The sequence below is a fragment of the Burkholderia sp. AU30198 genome (assembly GCF_020419825.1).
GTDB lineage: Bacteria > Pseudomonadota > Gammaproteobacteria > Burkholderiales > Burkholderiaceae > Burkholderia.
Window position 1 is genome coordinate 23,140 of the sequence record NZ_JAIZSA010000017.1, and the last position, 16,890, is coordinate 40,029.

General features: G+C 66.5%; 16 protein-coding genes. 7 read left to right on the top strand and 9 right to left on the bottom strand.

Going from position 1 to position 16,890, the window contains the following annotated elements; translation table 11 throughout:
* Nucleotides 1-9: 9 nt before the first annotated feature.
* Nucleotides 10-939: a 2-hydroxyacid dehydrogenase gene (locus LGN19_RS30035; protein WP_174961835.1), complete on the bottom strand. Its 930-nt coding sequence runs from the start codon at nucleotides 937-939 to the stop codon at nucleotides 10-12.
* Nucleotides 940-1,106: 167 nt separating this feature from the next.
* Here LGN19_RS30035 and LGN19_RS30040 point away from each other — a divergent pair, with 167 nt between their 5' ends.
* The 7 genes from LGN19_RS30040 to LGN19_RS30070 all read left to right on the top strand — a co-directional run bounded on the left by LGN19_RS30040 (nucleotide 1,107) and on the right by LGN19_RS30070 (nucleotide 7,628).
* Nucleotides 1,107-2,030 carry an ABC transporter substrate-binding protein gene (locus tag LGN19_RS30040; RefSeq protein WP_174961833.1) on the top strand — a complete coding sequence of 308 codons (924 nt, stop codon included), beginning with the start codon at nucleotides 1,107-1,109 and terminating at the stop codon, nucleotides 2,028-2,030.
* Nucleotides 2,027-3,205: an ABC transporter permease gene (locus tag LGN19_RS30045; RefSeq protein ID WP_226218790.1), complete on the top strand. Its 1,179-nt coding sequence runs from the start codon at nucleotides 2,027-2,029 to the stop codon at nucleotides 3,203-3,205. Before LGN19_RS30040 ends, LGN19_RS30045 begins: the two co-directional genes overlap by 4 nt.
* Nucleotides 3,202-4,140 (top strand): ABC transporter ATP-binding protein, encoded by a 939-nt coding sequence (locus LGN19_RS30050; protein ID WP_122947931.1) that lies wholly within the window; start codon nucleotides 3,202-3,204, stop codon nucleotides 4,138-4,140. Before LGN19_RS30045 ends, LGN19_RS30050 begins: the two co-directional genes overlap by 4 nt.
* The gene (locus LGN19_RS30055; protein WP_226218792.1) at nucleotides 4,137-4,904 is read left to right on the top strand and encodes an ABC transporter permease; all 768 of its coding nucleotides are present in this window, start codon (nucleotides 4,137-4,139) and stop codon (nucleotides 4,902-4,904) included. The genes LGN19_RS30050 and LGN19_RS30055 overlap by 4 nt, the downstream gene beginning before the upstream one ends.
* Nucleotides 4,905-5,131: 227 nt before the next feature.
* The gene (locus tag LGN19_RS30060) at nucleotides 5,132-5,806 is read left to right on the top strand and encodes a lytic transglycosylase domain-containing protein (RefSeq protein WP_122947933.1); all 675 of its coding nucleotides are present in this window, start codon (nucleotides 5,132-5,134) and stop codon (nucleotides 5,804-5,806) included.
* Nucleotides 5,807-5,836: 30 nt separating this feature from the next.
* Nucleotides 5,837-6,760: a LysR family transcriptional regulator gene (locus tag LGN19_RS30065; RefSeq protein WP_226218794.1), complete on the top strand. Its 924-nt coding sequence runs from the start codon at nucleotides 5,837-5,839 to the stop codon at nucleotides 6,758-6,760.
* Nucleotides 6,761-6,905: 145 nt separating this feature from the next.
* The gene (locus LGN19_RS30070; RefSeq protein WP_226218796.1) at nucleotides 6,906-7,628 is read left to right on the top strand and encodes an alpha/beta fold hydrolase; all 723 of its coding nucleotides are present in this window, start codon (nucleotides 6,906-6,908) and stop codon (nucleotides 7,626-7,628) included.
* A 254-nt stretch (nucleotides 7,629-7,882) separates the two neighbouring features.
* Here LGN19_RS30070 and LGN19_RS30075 read toward each other — a convergent pair whose 3' ends face one another.
* From LGN19_RS30075 to LGN19_RS30110, 8 genes are all read right to left on the bottom strand, one after another.
* On the bottom strand, nucleotides 7,883-9,235 hold the full coding sequence (locus LGN19_RS30075; protein WP_226218946.1) for a HipA domain-containing protein: 1,353 nt from the start codon (nucleotides 9,233-9,235) through the stop codon (nucleotides 7,883-7,885).
* A complete protein-coding gene (locus LGN19_RS30080; protein ID WP_226218797.1) occupies nucleotides 9,235-9,558 on the bottom strand; it encodes a helix-turn-helix domain-containing protein in 324 nt (107 codons plus the stop codon). The genes LGN19_RS30075 and LGN19_RS30080 overlap by 1 nt, the downstream gene beginning before the upstream one ends.
* A gap of 243 nt (nucleotides 9,559-9,801) precedes the next feature.
* On the bottom strand, nucleotides 9,802-10,242 hold the full coding sequence (locus LGN19_RS30085) for a dihydroneopterin aldolase (protein ID WP_069252424.1): 441 nt from the start codon (nucleotides 10,240-10,242) through the stop codon (nucleotides 9,802-9,804).
* Entirely contained in the window at nucleotides 10,239-10,871 is a 633-nt protein-coding gene (locus LGN19_RS30090; protein WP_122947937.1) for a sarcosine oxidase subunit gamma, read from the bottom strand. Before LGN19_RS30090 ends, LGN19_RS30085 begins: the two co-directional genes overlap by 4 nt.
* Nucleotides 10,861-13,872: a sarcosine oxidase subunit alpha family protein gene (locus LGN19_RS30095; RefSeq protein WP_174961825.1), complete on the bottom strand. Its 3,012-nt coding sequence runs from the start codon at nucleotides 13,870-13,872 to the stop codon at nucleotides 10,861-10,863. The genes LGN19_RS30090 and LGN19_RS30095 overlap by 11 nt, the downstream gene beginning before the upstream one ends.
* Entirely contained in the window at nucleotides 13,869-14,168 is a 300-nt protein-coding gene (locus LGN19_RS30100; RefSeq protein WP_027790629.1) for a sarcosine oxidase subunit delta, read from the bottom strand. Before LGN19_RS30100 ends, LGN19_RS30095 begins: the two co-directional genes overlap by 4 nt.
* Before the next feature lie 24 nt (nucleotides 14,169-14,192).
* On the bottom strand, nucleotides 14,193-15,437 hold the full coding sequence (locus tag LGN19_RS30105) for a sarcosine oxidase subunit beta family protein (RefSeq protein WP_006480591.1): 1,245 nt from the start codon (nucleotides 15,435-15,437) through the stop codon (nucleotides 14,193-14,195).
* A gap of 16 nt (nucleotides 15,438-15,453) precedes the next feature.
* Complete coding sequence (locus LGN19_RS30110; RefSeq protein ID WP_122947940.1) at nucleotides 15,454-16,839, bottom strand: L-serine ammonia-lyase; 1,386 nt, start codon at nucleotides 16,837-16,839, stop codon at nucleotides 15,454-15,456.
* Nucleotides 16,840-16,890 lie beyond the last annotated feature (51 nt).

Sequence of the window (16,890 nt, forward strand, 5' to 3'; positions counted from 1 at the left end):
GCGTCGCCCTCACACCGGCGTGAGCACCGGCTGCCCCGCGAAATGCCGCGCGGCGTTGTCGATGAACTGCTGCACCGAGCGGTCGAGCGCCTCGGGCGACCAGCCGCCCATGTGCGGCGTCAGCACGACGTTGTCGAGATCCGTCAGCGCGCGCGGCGGCTCGGGTTCGCCTTCGTACACGTCGAGCCCCGCGCCCGCGATGCGCCCTTCGCGCAACGCGTCCGCCAAAGCAGCGGTATCGACAACACTGCCGCGTGACACGTTGACGACGAACCCGCCGGGGCCGAGCGCGTCGAGCACCGCGCGATCGATCAGGTGCCGCGTGCCCGCGCCGCCCGGCGTCGCGACGATCAGGAAATCGGCCCACCGGGCGAGCGCGTCGACGCGGTCGAAATAGCGGTAGGGGACGTCCTTCGCCGAACGATTGTGATAACCGGTCTCGATGTCGAAGCCGGCCGCACGGCGCGCGCACTTCTCGCCGATCTTGCCGAGCCCGACGATGCCGAGCTTCCTGCCCGACACGTTCGGCGGCATCGCAAGGCCATCGCGCCACACGCCCGCGCGGGTTTTCGCATCGAGCTGCACGACGTTGCGCACGGCCGCGAGCAGCAGCGCGAACGCGTGATCGGCGACGCAATCGTCGTTGGTGCCCGCGCCCGTGACCACGGTAACGCCGCGCGCCTTGGCGTGCGCAACGTCGATGTGCTCGTAGCCGGCGCCGAGCGCGCTGACGAACGTGAGTTGCGGAAGACGATCGATCTCGGCAGCGGTGAGCCCCGTGCTGCCGTTGGTCAGCACCGCGCGTATCGTGCCGCCGTGTTCGGCGATCGCGCGTTCGCGTGCTTCGGATGTCGGGGCAAGGCGCACGTCGAACGACGCGGCGATCTCGCGATGCGCGTCGCCGCGCAATGCGATGAGAACCAGCAACTCGGGCTTCATGTCAGGAAGTGTCGGCAAGGCGGGAACGGATTTCAGTGTAACAAGCCCGCACGACGGATGCGGGTAATCCCCACACGGGCTGTGGGCACGCCGCCTCACCTGGTTTGCCAAAGCCGGCTCAGTCAAGTAACTTTCGGCGTACGCCCCCGTCCTGGAGAATGGCCCGTATGAAGCTCGCCCTGCCCGCCCGGATCCTGGGCCTCGCGCTCGCCGCTACCCTCGTCGCGCCCGGCGCGCATGCCGACACGCCCGTCGTGGTGTCGTCGAAAATCGACACCGAAGGCAACCTGCTCGGCAACCTCATCGCGCAGGTGCTGAAGGCGCATGGCATCGCCGTCACCGAGAAGATCGCGCTCGGCACCACGCCGATCGTGCGCAAGGCGCTCACGAGCGGCGAGATCGACATCTACCCCGAATACACCGGCAACGCCGCGTTCTTCTTCAACAAGGCCGACGATCCGCTGTGGAAGAACGCGAGCCAGGGCTACGACACCGCGAAGCAACTCGACTACGCGGCGAACCACCTTGTATGGCTCACCCCGGCACCGGCGAACAACACGTGGGGCGTCGCCTTGCTCGCGCCGGTCGCGCAGTCGCAGCACCTGAAGACCTTCTCCGAATTCGGCAAGTGGGTGGCGGGCGGCGGCAAGGTGAAGCTCGCGGCGTCGGCCGAATTCGTGAACAGCGCGTCGGCGCTGCCGTCGTTCGAAAAGGCGTACGGCTTCAAGCTGAAGCCCGACCAGCTCGTCGTGCTGTCCGGCGGCGACACGGCCGCGACGATCAAGGCCGCCGCGAACCAGACCGACGGCGTGAATGCCGCGATGGTCTACGGCACCGACGGCGGGATCTCGTCGAGCGGCCTCGCGGTGCTCGACGACGACAAGCACGTGCAGCCCGTCTACGCGCCCGCGCCGGTGATCCGCGAAGCCGTGCTGAAAGCGCATCCGCAGATCGCCGACTACCTGAAGCCCGTATTCGCGAGCCTCGACCTGAAGACGCTGCAGACGCTGAACGCGCGCATCCAAATCAACGGCGAACCGGCCGCCGGCGTCGCGAAAAGCTACCTGAAAGCGAAGGGCTTCGTTAAATGACCGGTCGCGCGGCAGCGTCCGCGCGGCGCATCACGGCGGACAAGGTCGGCATCCTGATCGGCGTCCTGACAATCGTCGCCGTGCTCGGCCTGCCGTTCGCGGTGCTGCGGCCGAACCGCATCGCGGCCGGCACCGACCTGTCGGTGTTTGCCGCGCTACCGGCCCTGCAAGGCGCCGTGCTCGCCGCGCTCTGGATCGTCGGCGCGCTGTGGGCGATGACGGCGAGCCGCCCCACATGGCGGCTCGCGGCCGGCTGCGCGTGGCTTACGACGCTCGCGTACGCGGTCGGTGCGGCCGCAACGCACGTCGTCGCACCCGATGACACGCTCGCCCGCGTGTCGCCCTCCTCCGGTGTCTGGCTGCTCCTGTTCGCGTGGGCCGTGCTCGTCGCGGATGCGCTCGCACGTCTCTCGTTCGGCCCGTGGCGACGTCTCGCCGCGCTCGTCGTTGCAATAGCAGCGATTTCGGTGCCGCTCGCGAGCGGCTGGTGGGATGGCCTCTCCGTGATGCGCGAATACGCGGTGCGCAGCGACGATTTCTGGCGCGAGGCGATCCGGCACGTGTCGCTCGCCGGTGGCTCGGTGGCCGCCGCACTAATCGCAGGCGTACCGCTCGGCATCGCGTGCGCGCGCATCGCGGCGGTACGTACCGTCGCGATGCCCGTGCTCAATATCGTGCAGACGATCCCCAGCATCGCCATGTACGGGCTGATGATGGCGCCGCTCGGGCTGCTCGCCGCACGCGTGCCGCTCGCGGCCGCGCTCGGCATCCGCGGCATCGGCGTGGCTCCTGCCGTGCTCGCGCTGTTCCTGTATTCGCTGCTGCCGATCGCGTCGAGCGTCGTGGTCGGGCTCGGGCAAGTGCCGCCGCACGTGACCGAAGCGGCGCGCGCGATGGGCATGACGCGCACACAGCGGCTGCTGCGTGTCGATCTCGTGCTCGCGCTGCCGGTGATCCTGAGCGGCGTGCGCATCGTGCTCGTGCAGAACATCGGGCTGACGGCGGTCGCCGCGCTGATCGGCGGCGGCGGCTTCGGCACCTTCATCTTCCAGGGGATCGGGCAATCGGCCGCCGATCTCGTGCTGCTCGGCGCGATCCCGACGATCGCGCTCGCGCTGGTGGCGGCCGTCATGTTCGAAGCCGCGACCACGCTCGCGAAAGGGCGTGCAGGATGATCGAGATCGAACGTGCGGGCAAACGCTTCGGCGACGTCGTCGCCGTGGACGACGTGTCGCTGACGATGAAGCGCGGCACGATCACCGCGCTCGTCGGCGCATCGGGCAGCGGCAAGTCGACGCTGCTGCGCATGATCAACCGGCTGATCGCGCCCACCAGCGGCACGATCCGCATCGACGGCGTCGATACGGCCACCGTTGCGCCCGAGCAGCTGCGGCGCGGCATCGGCTATGCGATCCAGGGGCACGGGCTGTTTCCGCACTGGAGCGTCGCGCGCAACATCGCGACCGTGCCGCGCTTGCTCGGCTGGCCCGCCGATCGCATTGACGCTCGCGTGAACGAATTGCTCGACCTGTTCCATCTCGCACCGGCCGAGTTCGCGGACAAGCTGCCGCACGAACTGTCGGGCGGTCAGCAACAGCGCGTCGGCGTCGCGCGCGCGCTCGCGGCCGAGCCCGCGATGCTGCTGATGGACGAGCCGTTCGGCGCGCTCGATCCGATCATTCGCGGCAAGGCGCAGGACGACCTGTTCGCGTTGCAGCGCCGCCTCGGCATCACGGTCGTGATCGTCACGCACGATATCGAGGAAGCGCTGAAGCTCGGCGACACGATCGCGGTGATGGACGGCGGCCGGCTCTTGCAGGTCGCTTCGCCGGCCGAGATTCTCGGCAAGCCGGCAGCCGGCGTCGTCGAGCAGCTCGTCGCGGGCGTCGACCGGCCGCTGCGCCTGCTCGCGTTGACGCCGATCGACGCAGTCGCCGAATCCGGTCATGCCGACGGCGAACCGATCGCCGCGACGCGCACGCTGCGCGATGCGGTGTCGGAGTTGCTGTGGCGCGGTGTCGATGTGCTGCCAGTGGAAGATGGCAACGGCCACAACACGCGCCGCATCACGCTCGATGCGATCCGCGCGCACGCCAGGAAGCCCGCATGACGACGCGCAGCAGCATGCAGCCTGGGCGGTCGGCACTTCCCGCGACCGTCGCACGCGCCGCCGCGCTCGCCCTGCTGCTGGTGCTGCTGTTGCGCCCCGCATGGCTGCAAGGATGGTTCGCGCCGTTCGCGGACAACGGCGCACCGGTCATCTACGATCGCGCGAGCCTGCTCGACCTGACGCTCGCGCATCTCGGCACGGTCGCGTTGTCGAGCGTGATCGGCACGATCGTCGCGGTCGCGGCCGGCATCGCGGTCACGCGGCCGTGGGGCGCGGATTTCCTGCCGGTCGCGCGCAGCGTCGTCGACATCGGCCAGACCTTCCCGCCTGTCGCAGTGCTCGCGCTCGCAGTGCCGGCCGTCGGTTTCGGATTGAAGCCCGTGCTGATCGCGCTCGTGCTGTATGGCCTCCTGCCCGTGTTCGAAAGCACGATCGCCGGCCTCGAGGACGTGCCGCGCGACGTCGTCGACGCCGCGCGCGGGATGGGAATGAGCGGCTGGCAGCAACTGGTGTCGGTCGAACTGCCGCTCGCGTTTCCGGTGATCGTCAACGGGGTCCGGCTCGCGGTCGTGATCAATCTCGGCACCGCGACGATCGGCTCGACGGTCGCCGCGCGCGGGCTCGGCGACGTCATCATTGCGGGGCTGCAGACGTCGAACACCGCGTTCGTGCTGCAGGGCGGCGTAATCGTCGGGCTGCTCGCGGTGCTCGTCAGCGATGCGATCGGCGCGATTGCACGGGTGGCGGCTGCCCGGCGCACGTAATGCGCGCGGGGACATATCCTGTCACGCACAGGTGCCTGTAAAAACGACCGAAACGCCACGCCTGGCAACGTTCATCCGGACTCCGATGCGTGTCCGCGCAACGATCGGCCCGCCGCCCGATCGCGAGTCGACACAAGCCTACATGCCGCTTTCATTCGAGCCGGCATTCGACCACCTGCGGCAATTGGCCGATATACTAGGCGCCTTCCCAATCCCCGCACTCCACCATGCGACGGTTTCTCTGGCTGATCGTGCTTTCGCTCGGCATCGCGCAACAGGCATCGGCGCAGCAGGCGCCCGCACTGCCTGCGTTCGCGCCTGAAGCGGCCGCATCGGCACCGTCCGTCGCATCCGCGCCGCTCGCCGACGCCAACGATCAGCCGAACGAAGCAAACCGCCGCATCACGTCCTACCTGACGAAGAAGTTCGGCGTCGCGAAGGAACGGGCCGCAAAGCTCGCCGATATCGTGAGCGTCACTGCGACGAAATATTCGCTGCCTCCCGCCCTCGTTTACGCCATTATTTCGATCGAATCGCGCTTCCAGGAAAAGGCGCGCGGCCAGCATGGCGCGACCGGGCTGATGCAGGTCGTGCCGACCGCGCACCGCGGCCTGGTGCGCAACGTGAAGGACCTGACCGAACCGAACGCGAACGTCGAAGTCGGCTCCGCGATTCTGTCGGGCTACGTGAGGGCGGCCGGTGGCGACGTGCGGGCCGGACTGAGGAGCTACAGCGGCGGCTCGAACGCGTATGCGGCGAAGGTGATGCAGCGGGTCGATGCATTCCGCTTCGTGCTCGAACCGGACGACGACGCGCAAGCCGCGCCCCCCGCGAACGATGCGAAGGGCCGCATGGTGCCGGTCAGCGAGAAGTCGAGCCCGACGTCGGTCCGCGGCAACTAGGATCCGTTGACACTCGACGACACGTGCAGCATGACGCCCCTGGATCTGACGCGTTTCGATCTCAACCTGCTGGTTGTACTGGAGGCGCTCTGGGCCGAGCGGCACGTCGGACGCGCCGCTGAAAAACTGCATTTGTCCCAGTCCGCCACCAGCCACGCCTTGTCGAGGCTGCGTGCCGCTTTCGACGATCAGCTTTTCATTCGCAACCCCCGCGGGATCGAGCCGACGCCACTGGCCGTCGAATTGATGCCGCAAGTGGCGGCGGTGCTCGAGTCGGTGAGGCGCGTCGTCAGTCCGCGTGGCGCGTTCGATCCTGGCCGTTTTCAAGGGACGCTCTCGGTAGCCGCCACCGATCACGCCGTATTGACGGTCATCAGCCCGGTTCTGGCAAAAATCCAGGCCGCCGCGCCGAGCGCGGTGCTGAAGCTCAAGCCGGCCGACGCCGAATCCGCCCTGCGCATGCTGGACAGCGGCGAACTCGACATCGTATTGGGAGCGGGTTCTTTTTTTCAGGTCCCGCAGCGTTTCGAGTGCCAGATCGTCCATAAAGAGCGCTTCATCGGCATTGCCCGCAACGGGCACCCGGCACTGGTCAGGCGAGGTAACAAGCTGCATATGGACCTGGACGACTTCGTCCGGCTGCCCCACATCCTGGTCTCGCCGCGCGGCGATGCGCGGGGGGCTGTCGACGATGCGCTGGAGTCCATGGGCCGTACCCGCAAGGTGAGCGCCACGTGCCCCAGCTTCCTGGCGGTTCCGTTCATGGTTGGCGCTTCGGAATCGATTGCCGTCGTCGCCGAGCGGGTCGCACTGCGGTTGCAGGAGACGGCACAACTCAGCCTGTTCGAGCTCCCGTTGGCGCTGCCAACCTGGGAGGTGCTCGTCATGCGAGCGCGAGGGCGCGCCAACGAACCCGTCGTTCAGTGGCTCACCGGGATGATGATTGCCGGCTGAGCATCGACAGCGGCTGGCTGTCGTCGGCGCGACCACGAGACCATGAATCTCGTGCATCGACATCGTGTGCAAATGCCATTGGATCGAACGCCGCGGTCCTCCTAAAGTCGGGTCATCGTTCATTCAACCCGACAGGAGTACCCCAGTGAAAGAGCCCACCTTGGTCATGATTCCCTGCTTCTCGGGCGCCCCGTGGCAACTCGAGCAGTTGACCGCGTTGCAGAACCGCACTATGCGCACCCTTCGTTTGCCGGACGACGTGAGCGATCTGGAAAAGCTGGCCGACTTCCTCGTCGACCAAACGAAGGACCTCGAGAACTATGTGCTGGTCGGCGATTCTTACGGGGCGGTCTCATCGATCGTGTTTGCGACGCGGCGGCCGAAGGGCCTGAAGGGCTTGGTGCTGTCGGGTGGTTTTGCGAAGAGCCCGATCACGTCGCCGTTGCTCAAGACGCTGGCCGCGCTTGCACCGTTTTTCCCTGGGCCCTTTTACCGACAGATGACCCTTCGCGTACACGCGGCACAGCTGGCTTCGACATTTGACAAGGAGGGCGAGATTTCATGGTCGACCGGAAAGACTCGTGCACTCTTCGTCAACGAGACGCCGCACATGGCCTACGTCAACCGCATGCGCTCGGTCGAAACGGCGGACTATACGTCCCTTCTTAAAAGGATCGACGTTCCCACGCTCATTCTGACGCCCGCGGAAGACAAGCTGATCGGAGAAGAGGCCGCGGGGATCCTCCTGAATGGCATAACGCACGCGCAGGAAGTCATCATGCCGCGCACGGGTCACATGTTCAGGTTTTCGCATCCCGGCGCCTACTCGCTCGAGGTCAAAAAATTCCTGGAGCGGGTGTCGCTTTAAGGACGCTCGCAATAGCGGCGGTTTTCCGCCGTGTTTTCATTCTTGTATCCAGATATTCCTGTCGGTTGAAGACGATGGTCACGCACGGCTATCAGCCCGACGAAGTAGCCGGAACGTCATTGGCGGCGCTGCGCGCGGGTATGTCGACTATCCGGCGCGGGATGGGGCGGCTGCGGCTTGACGCGTCGGCTCAGGGTGATCGCAACGACACACCGGAACGCGTGTTGCGGCGATCGCCCGTGGAACGCTCGATTTCAAAGCAGATCGGTATTCACCTTGGACACCAAGGGCGCAATACGCAGCACACGGTCAGCCTGAGCACACACGTACTCCGAAATATTGCTTACCCATCCACGTTCGTCGCCCGCGTAAACGTCGGACTCCGCCAATTCAGGTGCAAGCTTCCTCGCCAGGTTCGCCATCTTCGACATTTCGCGCGCGACGAATGCTGGCCGGATCTGCGCGCGATGCGCAAAATCCGCGAGCGCGAACGCGGTCAGGTCCTCCGCGCGAAACACATCCCCATAAGCCATCGCCATATCCTGCACGTACGCGTCGCCATACACGTTGACGCACACGAGGTCGTAAAGCGGCGCCGGCGCAAGCCCGCCACCGCTGACGAAAAACGAGATGTTCTTGCCGTGCGCGTCGCTGTTGCCGATCAGCAGTTGCAGCAGGGCCCAGCGCAGCATGGCCGTGCGCGCGGCCGCCGGGGTCTCGAGGCACGACGTCAGCGAGAACAGCTTCTCGAAGCTCACGCCTTCGCGAATATTGCGCACGTCCGCATTGTTGCCGAGATTGCGTTCGTACTTGAGCGTCGCCGGCAAGTCCAATGCCTGGCATCCGTCGATGACATGAAGGCGCCGCACCGCACTGACGCGAGTCGGATCGTCCGGCTCGGTCGTCACGACCCGGTCGAATCGTTCGATCAGCAGAATGGGTTCCGGGATGCGGCGAATCTCGACGGGCGCCACGGGCAGCCCCATACGCGCGGCCAGCGTCATGCAGAAATGTTCGTTGGCGACCATGAACGGCGCATGCGGGTTGCCCGACTCCGGCTTCAGAATGTGCGTGCTGCTGAGCGCCCCTTCGGCGAGTGCAAATTGCTCCCCCTCGACCAGCACCTGCAGTTTGTCCTGATGGCCGGCAATCGACAGACGGACCTGACCGTCCCACACCGGGAACGGGATCGCGTCGCGCTTGCGGATGCGGTCGGTCAACTCCTCCGCGGATATCACGCGACGTTCGGACTCGGCGGCTTCCGGTGCCTGCGCATCCTCTCCGTCGTCCGGCAGGAAACTCAACGCGCCGACCGGCTCCTTGCCGAGCATCCGGATCAAACCGAACACGTTGTCCTTCGATAGCTGATACATCGCCGCGGCCACTTCGAGCGCCCGCCCCTCGGGCAACAGGTTGCCGATGAAGCGCTGCACCGCTCCCACGGGAAGCGCACTGCCGTCGAGCGGAATGCACGGCGACAACGCGAACGCATCCGCGCGCGCCTGCCACGTCGGGTCATACGAAAAACCGTAGTCGTCCTGACGCGCGTCGTAAGTCAGTTGCCCGACGGGCGAACCGTTGGTCGAGATGCGCAGGCGATGAACCATCACGCGCCCTCCCGCGACCCCGCCGGAACAGTCGGCTCAGCCAGTTCACGCAACGCCTTGCGTGCGACGGGCACTTCGCGTTTCGGCACGACGAGCAAATTGAGCCCCAGACCGTCGAGTACCTTGAACAGCTTGTCGAGGCTCACTGCCCGGCCGTTTTCGAGCCGCGACAGCACGTCCTTGGAGACGCCGAGCATATCGGCCGCGTCGTCGATCCGCATCTGGTTCTGCGCCCGCCGGTTGCGGACGAGCGCCCCCAATGCAGCGAGATCCTGTGCAAGCGGGTCGGGTGATGCGATCGGGCGGGGTAAGGTGCGGGCCATAATTCCGGGATACCAGGAACACAACGCCGGCGAATGCAGATCGACGGCATTGTTACGAGAATATCGGAATTATAGGCTTAAACGCCGGTGGCGGCGAATTGTTCTCATATTCCAGGAACAAATGACAACTCACTCACGGCCCATACATTATTCTTATATTTCAGGAACTATGAAGACCGACAAGTGCCACGCCGGCGGCCGACCGGCATCGTTTCGACACCCGCGCCGGCCGCCTCCGTCACATCAAAACTGCCCTGCCGCTCCCGTCCACCGCAAATAATCGCCGCGCGTCCAGTCGAGCGACACGCCGACCCGTTTCGTGCCGGGCCGGATCTTCGGCTTGTACACCGACAGCGTCAGCGACTCCAGTGCCGGCCATTCGCGGAACGACAGCACCGCGATATCGGCGACGAGCGTCTCCAGCAGCCGCGTATGCGGCTTGTGCGACAGGAACGCGGCAACGCGCGCGCAATAGCCGTCGTAATCGATCCACTCGCCCTGCTCGCTCGGCTCGCACCGATAACCGAGCCTTGCATCGATCACGATCGGCTGCGGCGCTTCATGCTCGTGCGCATGAATGCCGATCCGCGCAGGCACCTTCAATTCGTCGACGAACACGCTCCAGCCGCGCCCTCGCAGGCGCGGCGCGTCGATCGCCACGAACGGTTCGTCGAACGGCTTCATGATGCGAGCGGCGCGGCCGCGTCGAGCATGATGCGCACGAAGTAGTCGGCGAAACTGCGACGCAGGACGATCTCGAACGCATCGTCACCGGTCGGGATCAGCACGATCGACGTCTTGAAGTAGTGCGACTGCGCGCACTGGCCCGGCTTGAACGCACGCGGATGGAGATCGAGCGGGCAGCCGCGTGCGAGCACGTCGCGCACGCGTTCGCCGCTGATTTCGACGACCGTGTAGCCGCTACCGACGTCGACGGCCGCCGCATACGAACCCTGCACGGCCTCCGCGAGCTGCGCCTCCAGCACGCCGGCCTGCACGGGCCCGTTCGAGCGCACGAGCCACTCGTCGGGGCCGAGCCACAGCACGTCGTACTCGGCGCCGCGCGCGACCGTGTTCGGCGCTGCGGGCGGCCGGCAGCCGACCACGCGCTCGAACGCGCTCACGAACGCCGGATCGCTCAACTCGCCGCGCACGTTGACGAGATCGAGGAACGGCCGCTCGCGCAGCGTGAACTTCTTCGAGGCGCGCGCCTGGTGCGGCTTCAGCACGTCGGCCGCACCGACGAACGGCGATTCAAGCGTCACGCCGCCCGCGCCTGCCACCTGCGTCTGGTTTCTGGTTTCATTCCACATGCTGACGCACCCCTTCGGTATCGTAGAAAACCGGGCTCGAGATCTTCGCGGTGATGCGCTTGCCGTTGGCCAGCGGAATCACGACGCTCTCGCCCATCTTGTTCAGGCCGCCCTTCACCACCGCGAGCGCGATCGAGCGCTTCAGGATCGGGCTGTAGTAGCTCGACGTCACGTGGCCGATCATCGGCGTCGGATCGACCGCCGACACCTGCGTGTCCTTCGCGACGATCTGCGCGCCTTCCGGCAGCACGAACTGTTCGTCCTCGGTCAAGAGGCCGACGAACTGCTTGCGGCCCTCCTTTGCGGTGTCCGAGCGCGTGAGCGAACGCTTGCCGAGGAAGTCCTTCGACTTCGCGACGAGCCCGCCCATCCCGAGGTCGTACGGCGTGATCGAGCCGTCGGTATCCTGGCCGACGATGATGTAGCCCTTCTCCGCACGCAGCACGTGCATCGTCTCGGTGCCGTACGGCGTGATGTCGAATTCGGCACCGGCCGCCATCAGCGCTTCCCACACCGCGCGGCCCGCATTCGCCGGCACGTTCACTTCATAGGCCAGCTCGCCCGAGAAGCTGATCCGCATCACGCGCGCCTTCGCGCCCGCGACGGTGCCGTTCCGGTAGCTCATGAACGGGAACGCCTCGTTGCCGAAGTCGATGTCCTGGCACACCTTCTGCACGACCTTGCGGCTCTTCGGGCCGACCACCGCGAACGTCGCCCAGTGATCGGTGACCGACGACAGCCGCACCTTCATGTCGGGCCATTCGGTCTGCAGCCAGCGTTCGAGCCACGTGAGCACGCGCGCCGCGCCGCCCGTCGTGGTCGTCATCATGAAATGCTGGTCGGCGAGGCGCACCGTCACGCCGTCATCGAACACCATCCCGTTCTCGTCGAGCATCAGCCCGTAGCGGCACTTGCCCACTTCGAGCTTGTTCCACGGGTTCGTGTACATCCAGTTCAGCAGCTTCACGGCGTCCGGGCCCTGGATGTCGATCTTGCCGAGCGTCGACGCGTCGAGAATGCCGACGCTGTTGCGCACCGCCAGGCATTCGCGCTTCACGGCCGCATGGAGATCCTCGCCGTTCTTCGGGAAGTACCACGGCCGCTTCCAGTTGCCGACGTCCTCGAACAGCGCGCCGTGCTCGACGTGCCACTCGTGCACGCAGGTCTTGCGGATCGGATCGAGGAAATCGCCGAGCTCGCGGCCCGCGAACGTGCCGAACGACACGGGCGTGTAGTTCGGGCGGAACGTCGTCGTGCCCGTTTCCGGAATCGTCTTGCCGAGCGCGCCCGCGAGGATCGCCATCCCGTTGATGTTGCCGAGTTTGCCCTGGTCGGTGCCGAAGCCCATCGCCGTATAGCGCTTCACGTGCTCGACCGACTCGAAGCCTTCGCGTGCGGCCAGCAGGATGTCCGCCGCCGACACGTCGTTCTGGAAGTCGACGAACTGCTTCGGCCCGCGCGCCGCGGCTTCGCGGCTGCCGACCAGCCACAGCGGCTGCAATGCGCCTTCGACGGCTTCGGCGACTTGCGGTGCGGCCGGACGCTGCGCGGCCGTGAAGCCCGCCGCCTTCGCCGCTTCCACGCCCGCATCGACTGCGAGCCGCAGCGCGCGCGCCAGGCCGAATTCACCGGCTGCGGCGCCAATGCTCGCCTCCGCCTGCACGGGTTTGCCCGGCAGGAAGCACGCCTTCTCGTCGTTCCAGCAGGCCTTGCCGCCCGACTGCGCGAACAGGTGCAGCACCGGGCTGAAGCCGCCCGACATCGCGACGAGGTCGCACGGCAGCGTCTGCAGCTTGCCGCCCACCTGGCCGTTCGAGAGCGACGCGACGTCGACCGACGATACGCGCCACTTGCCCGATGCGCCCGTCACGACCGCGCCGCTCATCACCGTCACACCCTGCCGCTTCGCGGCGGCCGGCAGCGCGCCGTTCGACGACGCGCGCGAATCGACGACCGTCACCTTCGCGCCGCACGCCTTCAGGTCGAGCGCGGTCTGGTACGCGCGATCGTTGTTCGTGAACACGACCGCGTTGCGGCCCGGCAGCACGCCGAAGCGATGCACGTAGGTGGACACCGCGCCGGCGAGCATCACGCCCGGCAGGTCGTTGTTGCCGAACACGATCGGCCGCTCGTGCGCGCCGGTCGCGAGGATCACGCGCTTCGCGCGGACCTTCCACAGCAGCTCGCGCGTGCCCTTGCGCATCGACACCGGCAGGTGATCGGTCAGGCGCTGCGTGACCGTCACGAGGTTGTGGTCCTGGTAGCCGAACGCGGTGCTGCGCGACAGGATCGTCACGTCGGGCAGCTTGCGCAGCTCGGCCTCGATCTTCTCGACCCACTGCAGCGCGGGCTTCGCGTCGATCTCGGCGCGGCACGACAGCAGGCTGCCGCCGAGCTCGCGCTGATCGTCGACGAGGATCACGCGCGCGCCGGCCGTGGCCGCCGCATGCGCGGCCGCGAGACCCGACGGGCCACCGCCGACCACGAGCACGTCGCAATGCGCGTAGCACTTGTCGTAGCGATCGGCGTCGAGCGCTTCCGGCGCCTTGCCGAGACCGGCCGCTTCACGGATCTTCTCTTCGTATTTCGGCCACATGTTGCGCGGCCACATGAAGGTCTTGTAGTAGAAGCCGGCCGGCAGGAAGCGCGACAGCTTCTGGTTGATCGCGTACTTGTCGTTCTCGAGCGACGGCTGCGCGTTCACGCTGGACGCAACGAGCCCCTGGTACAGCTCGATCTCGGTCGCGCGTGCGTTCGGCACCGTGTACGGGCCCGATTCGAGCTGCACGACGGCGTTCGGTTCCGCGACGTCCGCCGTCACGATCCCGCGCGGACGGTGGTACTTGAAGCTGCGCGCGACGAAGTGCACGCCGTTCGCAAGCAGCGCGGACGCGAGCGTGTCGCCCTGGAAGCCCTGATACGTGCGGCCGTTGAACGTGAAGGTCAGCGGAATCGCGCGATTGATGCGGCCACCGGTGCCGAGGCGGTCTTTCTGGCTCATTTGCTCGTGCCCTCTTCGTGTGCGTTGCCGGCAGCGTCGCCACCGAACTTTTCGTAGCCCTTGATATCGTAGGTCACCGTATCGCGCGTGGCCTTGAACCAGCGGCGGCAGCCCTGCGCATGCAGCCACTGCTCCTTGTGCAGCCCGCGCTTGTTCTCGCGCATGAACACGTATTCGCCCCATTCGCGGTCGGTCATGTTCTCGTTGTTGACGGGGCGCACGATGTCGGCCTCACCGCCACACGAGAACTCGGATTCGGCGCGCGGCCCGCACCACGGACATTCGATCAGCAACATGTTTCTTTCTCCTCGTATGCGTGGTCAGTGCGCGACGGCGGCAGCGCCGTGCTCGTCGATCAGGTGGCCCGTGTAGAAACGGTCGAGTGCGAACGGCGCGTTCAGCGGATGCGGTTCGTCGCGGGCGATCGTGTGCGCGAACACCCAGCCCGAGCCGGGCGTCGCCTTGAAACCGCCGGTGCCCCAGCCGCAGTTGAAATAGAGGCCCTTCACGTCGGTCTTGGTGATGATCGGGCACGCATCCGGCGACACGTCGACGATGCCGCCCCACTGGCGGTTCATCCGTACCCGCGAGAACACCGGGAACATCTCGACGATCGCCTGCAGCGTGCTTTCGATGATGTGGAAGCTGCCGCGCTGGCCGAAGCCCGTGTACTGGTCGATACCGGCGCCGATCACGAGGTCGCCCTTGTCGGACTGGCTGATGTACGCGTGCACCGCGTTCGACATGATCACCGAGTTGACGACCGGCTTGATCGGCTCGGACACCAGCGCCTGCAGCGGGTGGCTTTCGATCGGCAGGCGCACGCCGGCCATGTCGGCGAGCGTCGTCGTGTTGCCGGCTGCTACCACCGCGACCTTCTTCGCCTTGATGAAGCCCTTCACCGTGTCGACGCCGACCACCGCGCCGCCTTCACGGCGAATGCCCGTCACCTGGCAGTTCTGGATGATGTCGACACCCGCGCGATCCGCGCCGCGCGCGAAGCCCCAGGCCACCGCGTCGTGGCGCGCCACACCCGCGCGGCGCTGGATCGATGCGCCGAGCACCGGGTAGCGGCTGTTCAGGTTGATGGTCGGCTCGATTTCCTTGATCTGCGCGGGCGTCAGGAATTCGGCGTCGACGCCGTTCAGCCGGTTCGCGTTCACGCGGCGCTCGGTGTCACGCACGTCCTGCAGCGTGTGGGCCAGGTTCATCACGCCGCGCTGGCTGAACATCACGTTGTAGTTCAGGTCCTGCGACAGCCCTTCCCACAGCTTCATCGCCTTCTCGTACAGCGCGGCCGATTCGTCCCACAGATAGTTCGAGCGCACGATCGTCGTGTTGCGCGCGGTGTTGCCGCCGCCGATCCAGCCCTTCTCGAGGATCGCGACGTTCGTGATGCCATGCTCTTTCGCGAGGTAGTACGCGGTCGCGAGGCCGTGGCCGCCGCCGCCGACGATCACGACGTCGTATTCCTTCTTCGGTTCCGGGCTCTTCCACTGCTTTTCCCAGTTCTCGTGATACGAGAGGCCGTTGCGGAACAGGCTGAATATCGAGTAGCGGCTCATGTTAGTGATCCTTCGTTTAGCATTCGATGACGTTCACGGCCAGACCGCCGCGCGACGTTTCCTTGTATTTCGTCTTCATGTCCGCGCCCGTCTCGCGCATCGTCTTGATGACCGAATCGAGCGACACGTAGTGCTGGCCATTGCCCTTGAGCGCCATGCGCGACGCGTTCAGCGCCTTGATCGCGCCCATCGCGTTGCGCTCGATGCACGGGATCTGCACGAGCCCGCCGACCGGGTCGCAGGTCATCCCGAGGTTGTGCTCCATGCCGATCTCGGCGGCGTTCTCGACCTGGTCGGGCGTGCCGCCCATCACCGCGGCGAGCGCGGCCGCGGCCATCGAGCACGCGACGCCCACTTCGCCCTGGCACCCGACTTCCGCACCGGAGATCGACGCGGTTTCCTTGTAGATGATCCCGATCGCCGCGGCCGTCATCAGGAATTCGACGATGCCGGCTTCGTTCGAGCCCGGCACGAACTTCACGTAGTAGTGCAGCACCGCGGGAATCACGCCGGCCGCGCCGTTGGTCGGCGCGGTGACGACACGGCCGCCCGCCGCGTTCTCCTCGTTGACGGCCATCGCATACAGGTTGACCCAGTCGAGCATCGACAGCGGGTCGCGCAGCGACTCTTCCGAGCGCTCGCGCAGGCGGGTGTTCAACTCGGCCGCGCGGCGCTTCACGCGCATCGGGCCCGGCAGGTCGCCCTCGACCTTGCAGCCGCGCTCGACACAGGCGGCCATCGTGCGCCAGATCGCGAGCAGCCCGGCGCGCACTTCGTCGGCGGGACGCAGCGCGCATTCGTTGCGCATCATCAGCTCGGCGATCGACAGCCCGTGCTCGCGGCACTGGCGCATCAGGTCGTCGCCGGTGCGGAACGGATACGGCACCTCGACCGCCGCGCGCACGCCGTTCACGCGATCGCCGTCGCGGTTCACGACGAAGCCGCCGCCGACCGAGTAATACTCTTTCTCGACGAGCAGCTGGCCGTGCTCGTCGAAGGCCTGGAAGCGCATCCCGTTCGGGTGCACGATGCTCGTGCCGCTCATCAGCTTGCGGTAGAAGCCGATGTGTTCCTTTTCCTCGAAGCGCACCGTCTGCTTGCCGAGCAGCGACAGCGATTTCTCCGCGCGAATCGCGGCAAGGCGCGGCTCGATCAGGTCCGGGTCGATCGTGTCGGGCAGGTGGCCCTCGAGACCGAGCAGCACGGCCTTGTCGGTGCCGTGGCCCTTGCCGGTCGCGCCGAGCGAGCCGTATAGTTCGACCCGCACGCGGCGCACGAACCCGAGCAGGTTCGCGTCCTCCACGTGCGACGCGAAGCGGCACGCGGCGATCATCGGGCCGACCGTATGCGAACTGGACGGGCCGATGCCGATCTTGAACAGGTCGAAGACGCTGACGTTCATCTGGCTTCCTCTGGGTGGGACACACGTGAAATGACGTTGGCGCCAGTACAT

Coding starts and splice junctions, on each gene's coding strand:
- LGN19_RS30035 (WP_174961835.1), bottom strand. CDS start 939: ATGAAGCCCGAGTTGCTGGTTCTCATCGCATTGCGCGGCGACGCGCAT.
- LGN19_RS30040 (WP_174961833.1), top strand. CDS start 1,107: ATGAAGCTCGCCCTGCCCGCCCGGATCCTGGGCCTCGCGCTCGCCGCT.
- LGN19_RS30045 (WP_226218790.1), top strand. CDS start 2,027: ATGACCGGTCGCGCGGCAGCGTCCGCGCGGCGCATCACGGCGGACAAG.
- LGN19_RS30050 (WP_122947931.1), top strand. CDS start 3,202: ATGATCGAGATCGAACGTGCGGGCAAACGCTTCGGCGACGTCGTCGCC.
- LGN19_RS30055 (WP_226218792.1), top strand. CDS start 4,137: ATGACGACGCGCAGCAGCATGCAGCCTGGGCGGTCGGCACTTCCCGCG.
- LGN19_RS30060 (WP_122947933.1), top strand. CDS start 5,132: ATGCGACGGTTTCTCTGGCTGATCGTGCTTTCGCTCGGCATCGCGCAA.
- LGN19_RS30065 (WP_226218794.1), top strand. CDS start 5,837: ATGACGCCCCTGGATCTGACGCGTTTCGATCTCAACCTGCTGGTTGTA.
- LGN19_RS30075 (WP_226218946.1), bottom strand. CDS start 9,235: ATGGTTCATCGCCTGCGCATCTCGACCAACGGTTCGCCCGTCGGGCAA.
- LGN19_RS30080 (WP_226218797.1), bottom strand. CDS start 9,558: ATGGCCCGCACCTTACCCCGCCCGATCGCATCACCCGACCCGCTTGCA.
- LGN19_RS30085 (WP_069252424.1), bottom strand. CDS start 10,242: ATGAAGCCGTTCGACGAACCGTTCGTGGCGATCGACGCGCCGCGCCTG.
- LGN19_RS30090 (WP_122947937.1), bottom strand. CDS start 10,871: ATGTGGAATGAAACCAGAAACCAGACGCAGGTGGCAGGCGCGGGCGGC.
- LGN19_RS30095 (WP_174961825.1), bottom strand. CDS start 13,872: ATGAGCCAGAAAGACCGCCTCGGCACCGGTGGCCGCATCAATCGCGCG.
- LGN19_RS30100 (WP_027790629.1), bottom strand. CDS start 14,168: ATGTTGCTGATCGAATGTCCGTGGTGCGGGCCGCGCGCCGAATCCGAG.
- LGN19_RS30105 (WP_006480591.1), bottom strand. CDS start 15,437: ATGAGCCGCTACTCGATATTCAGCCTGTTCCGCAACGGCCTCTCGTAT.
- LGN19_RS30110 (WP_122947940.1), bottom strand. CDS start 16,839: ATGAACGTCAGCGTCTTCGACCTGTTCAAGATCGGCATCGGCCCGTCC.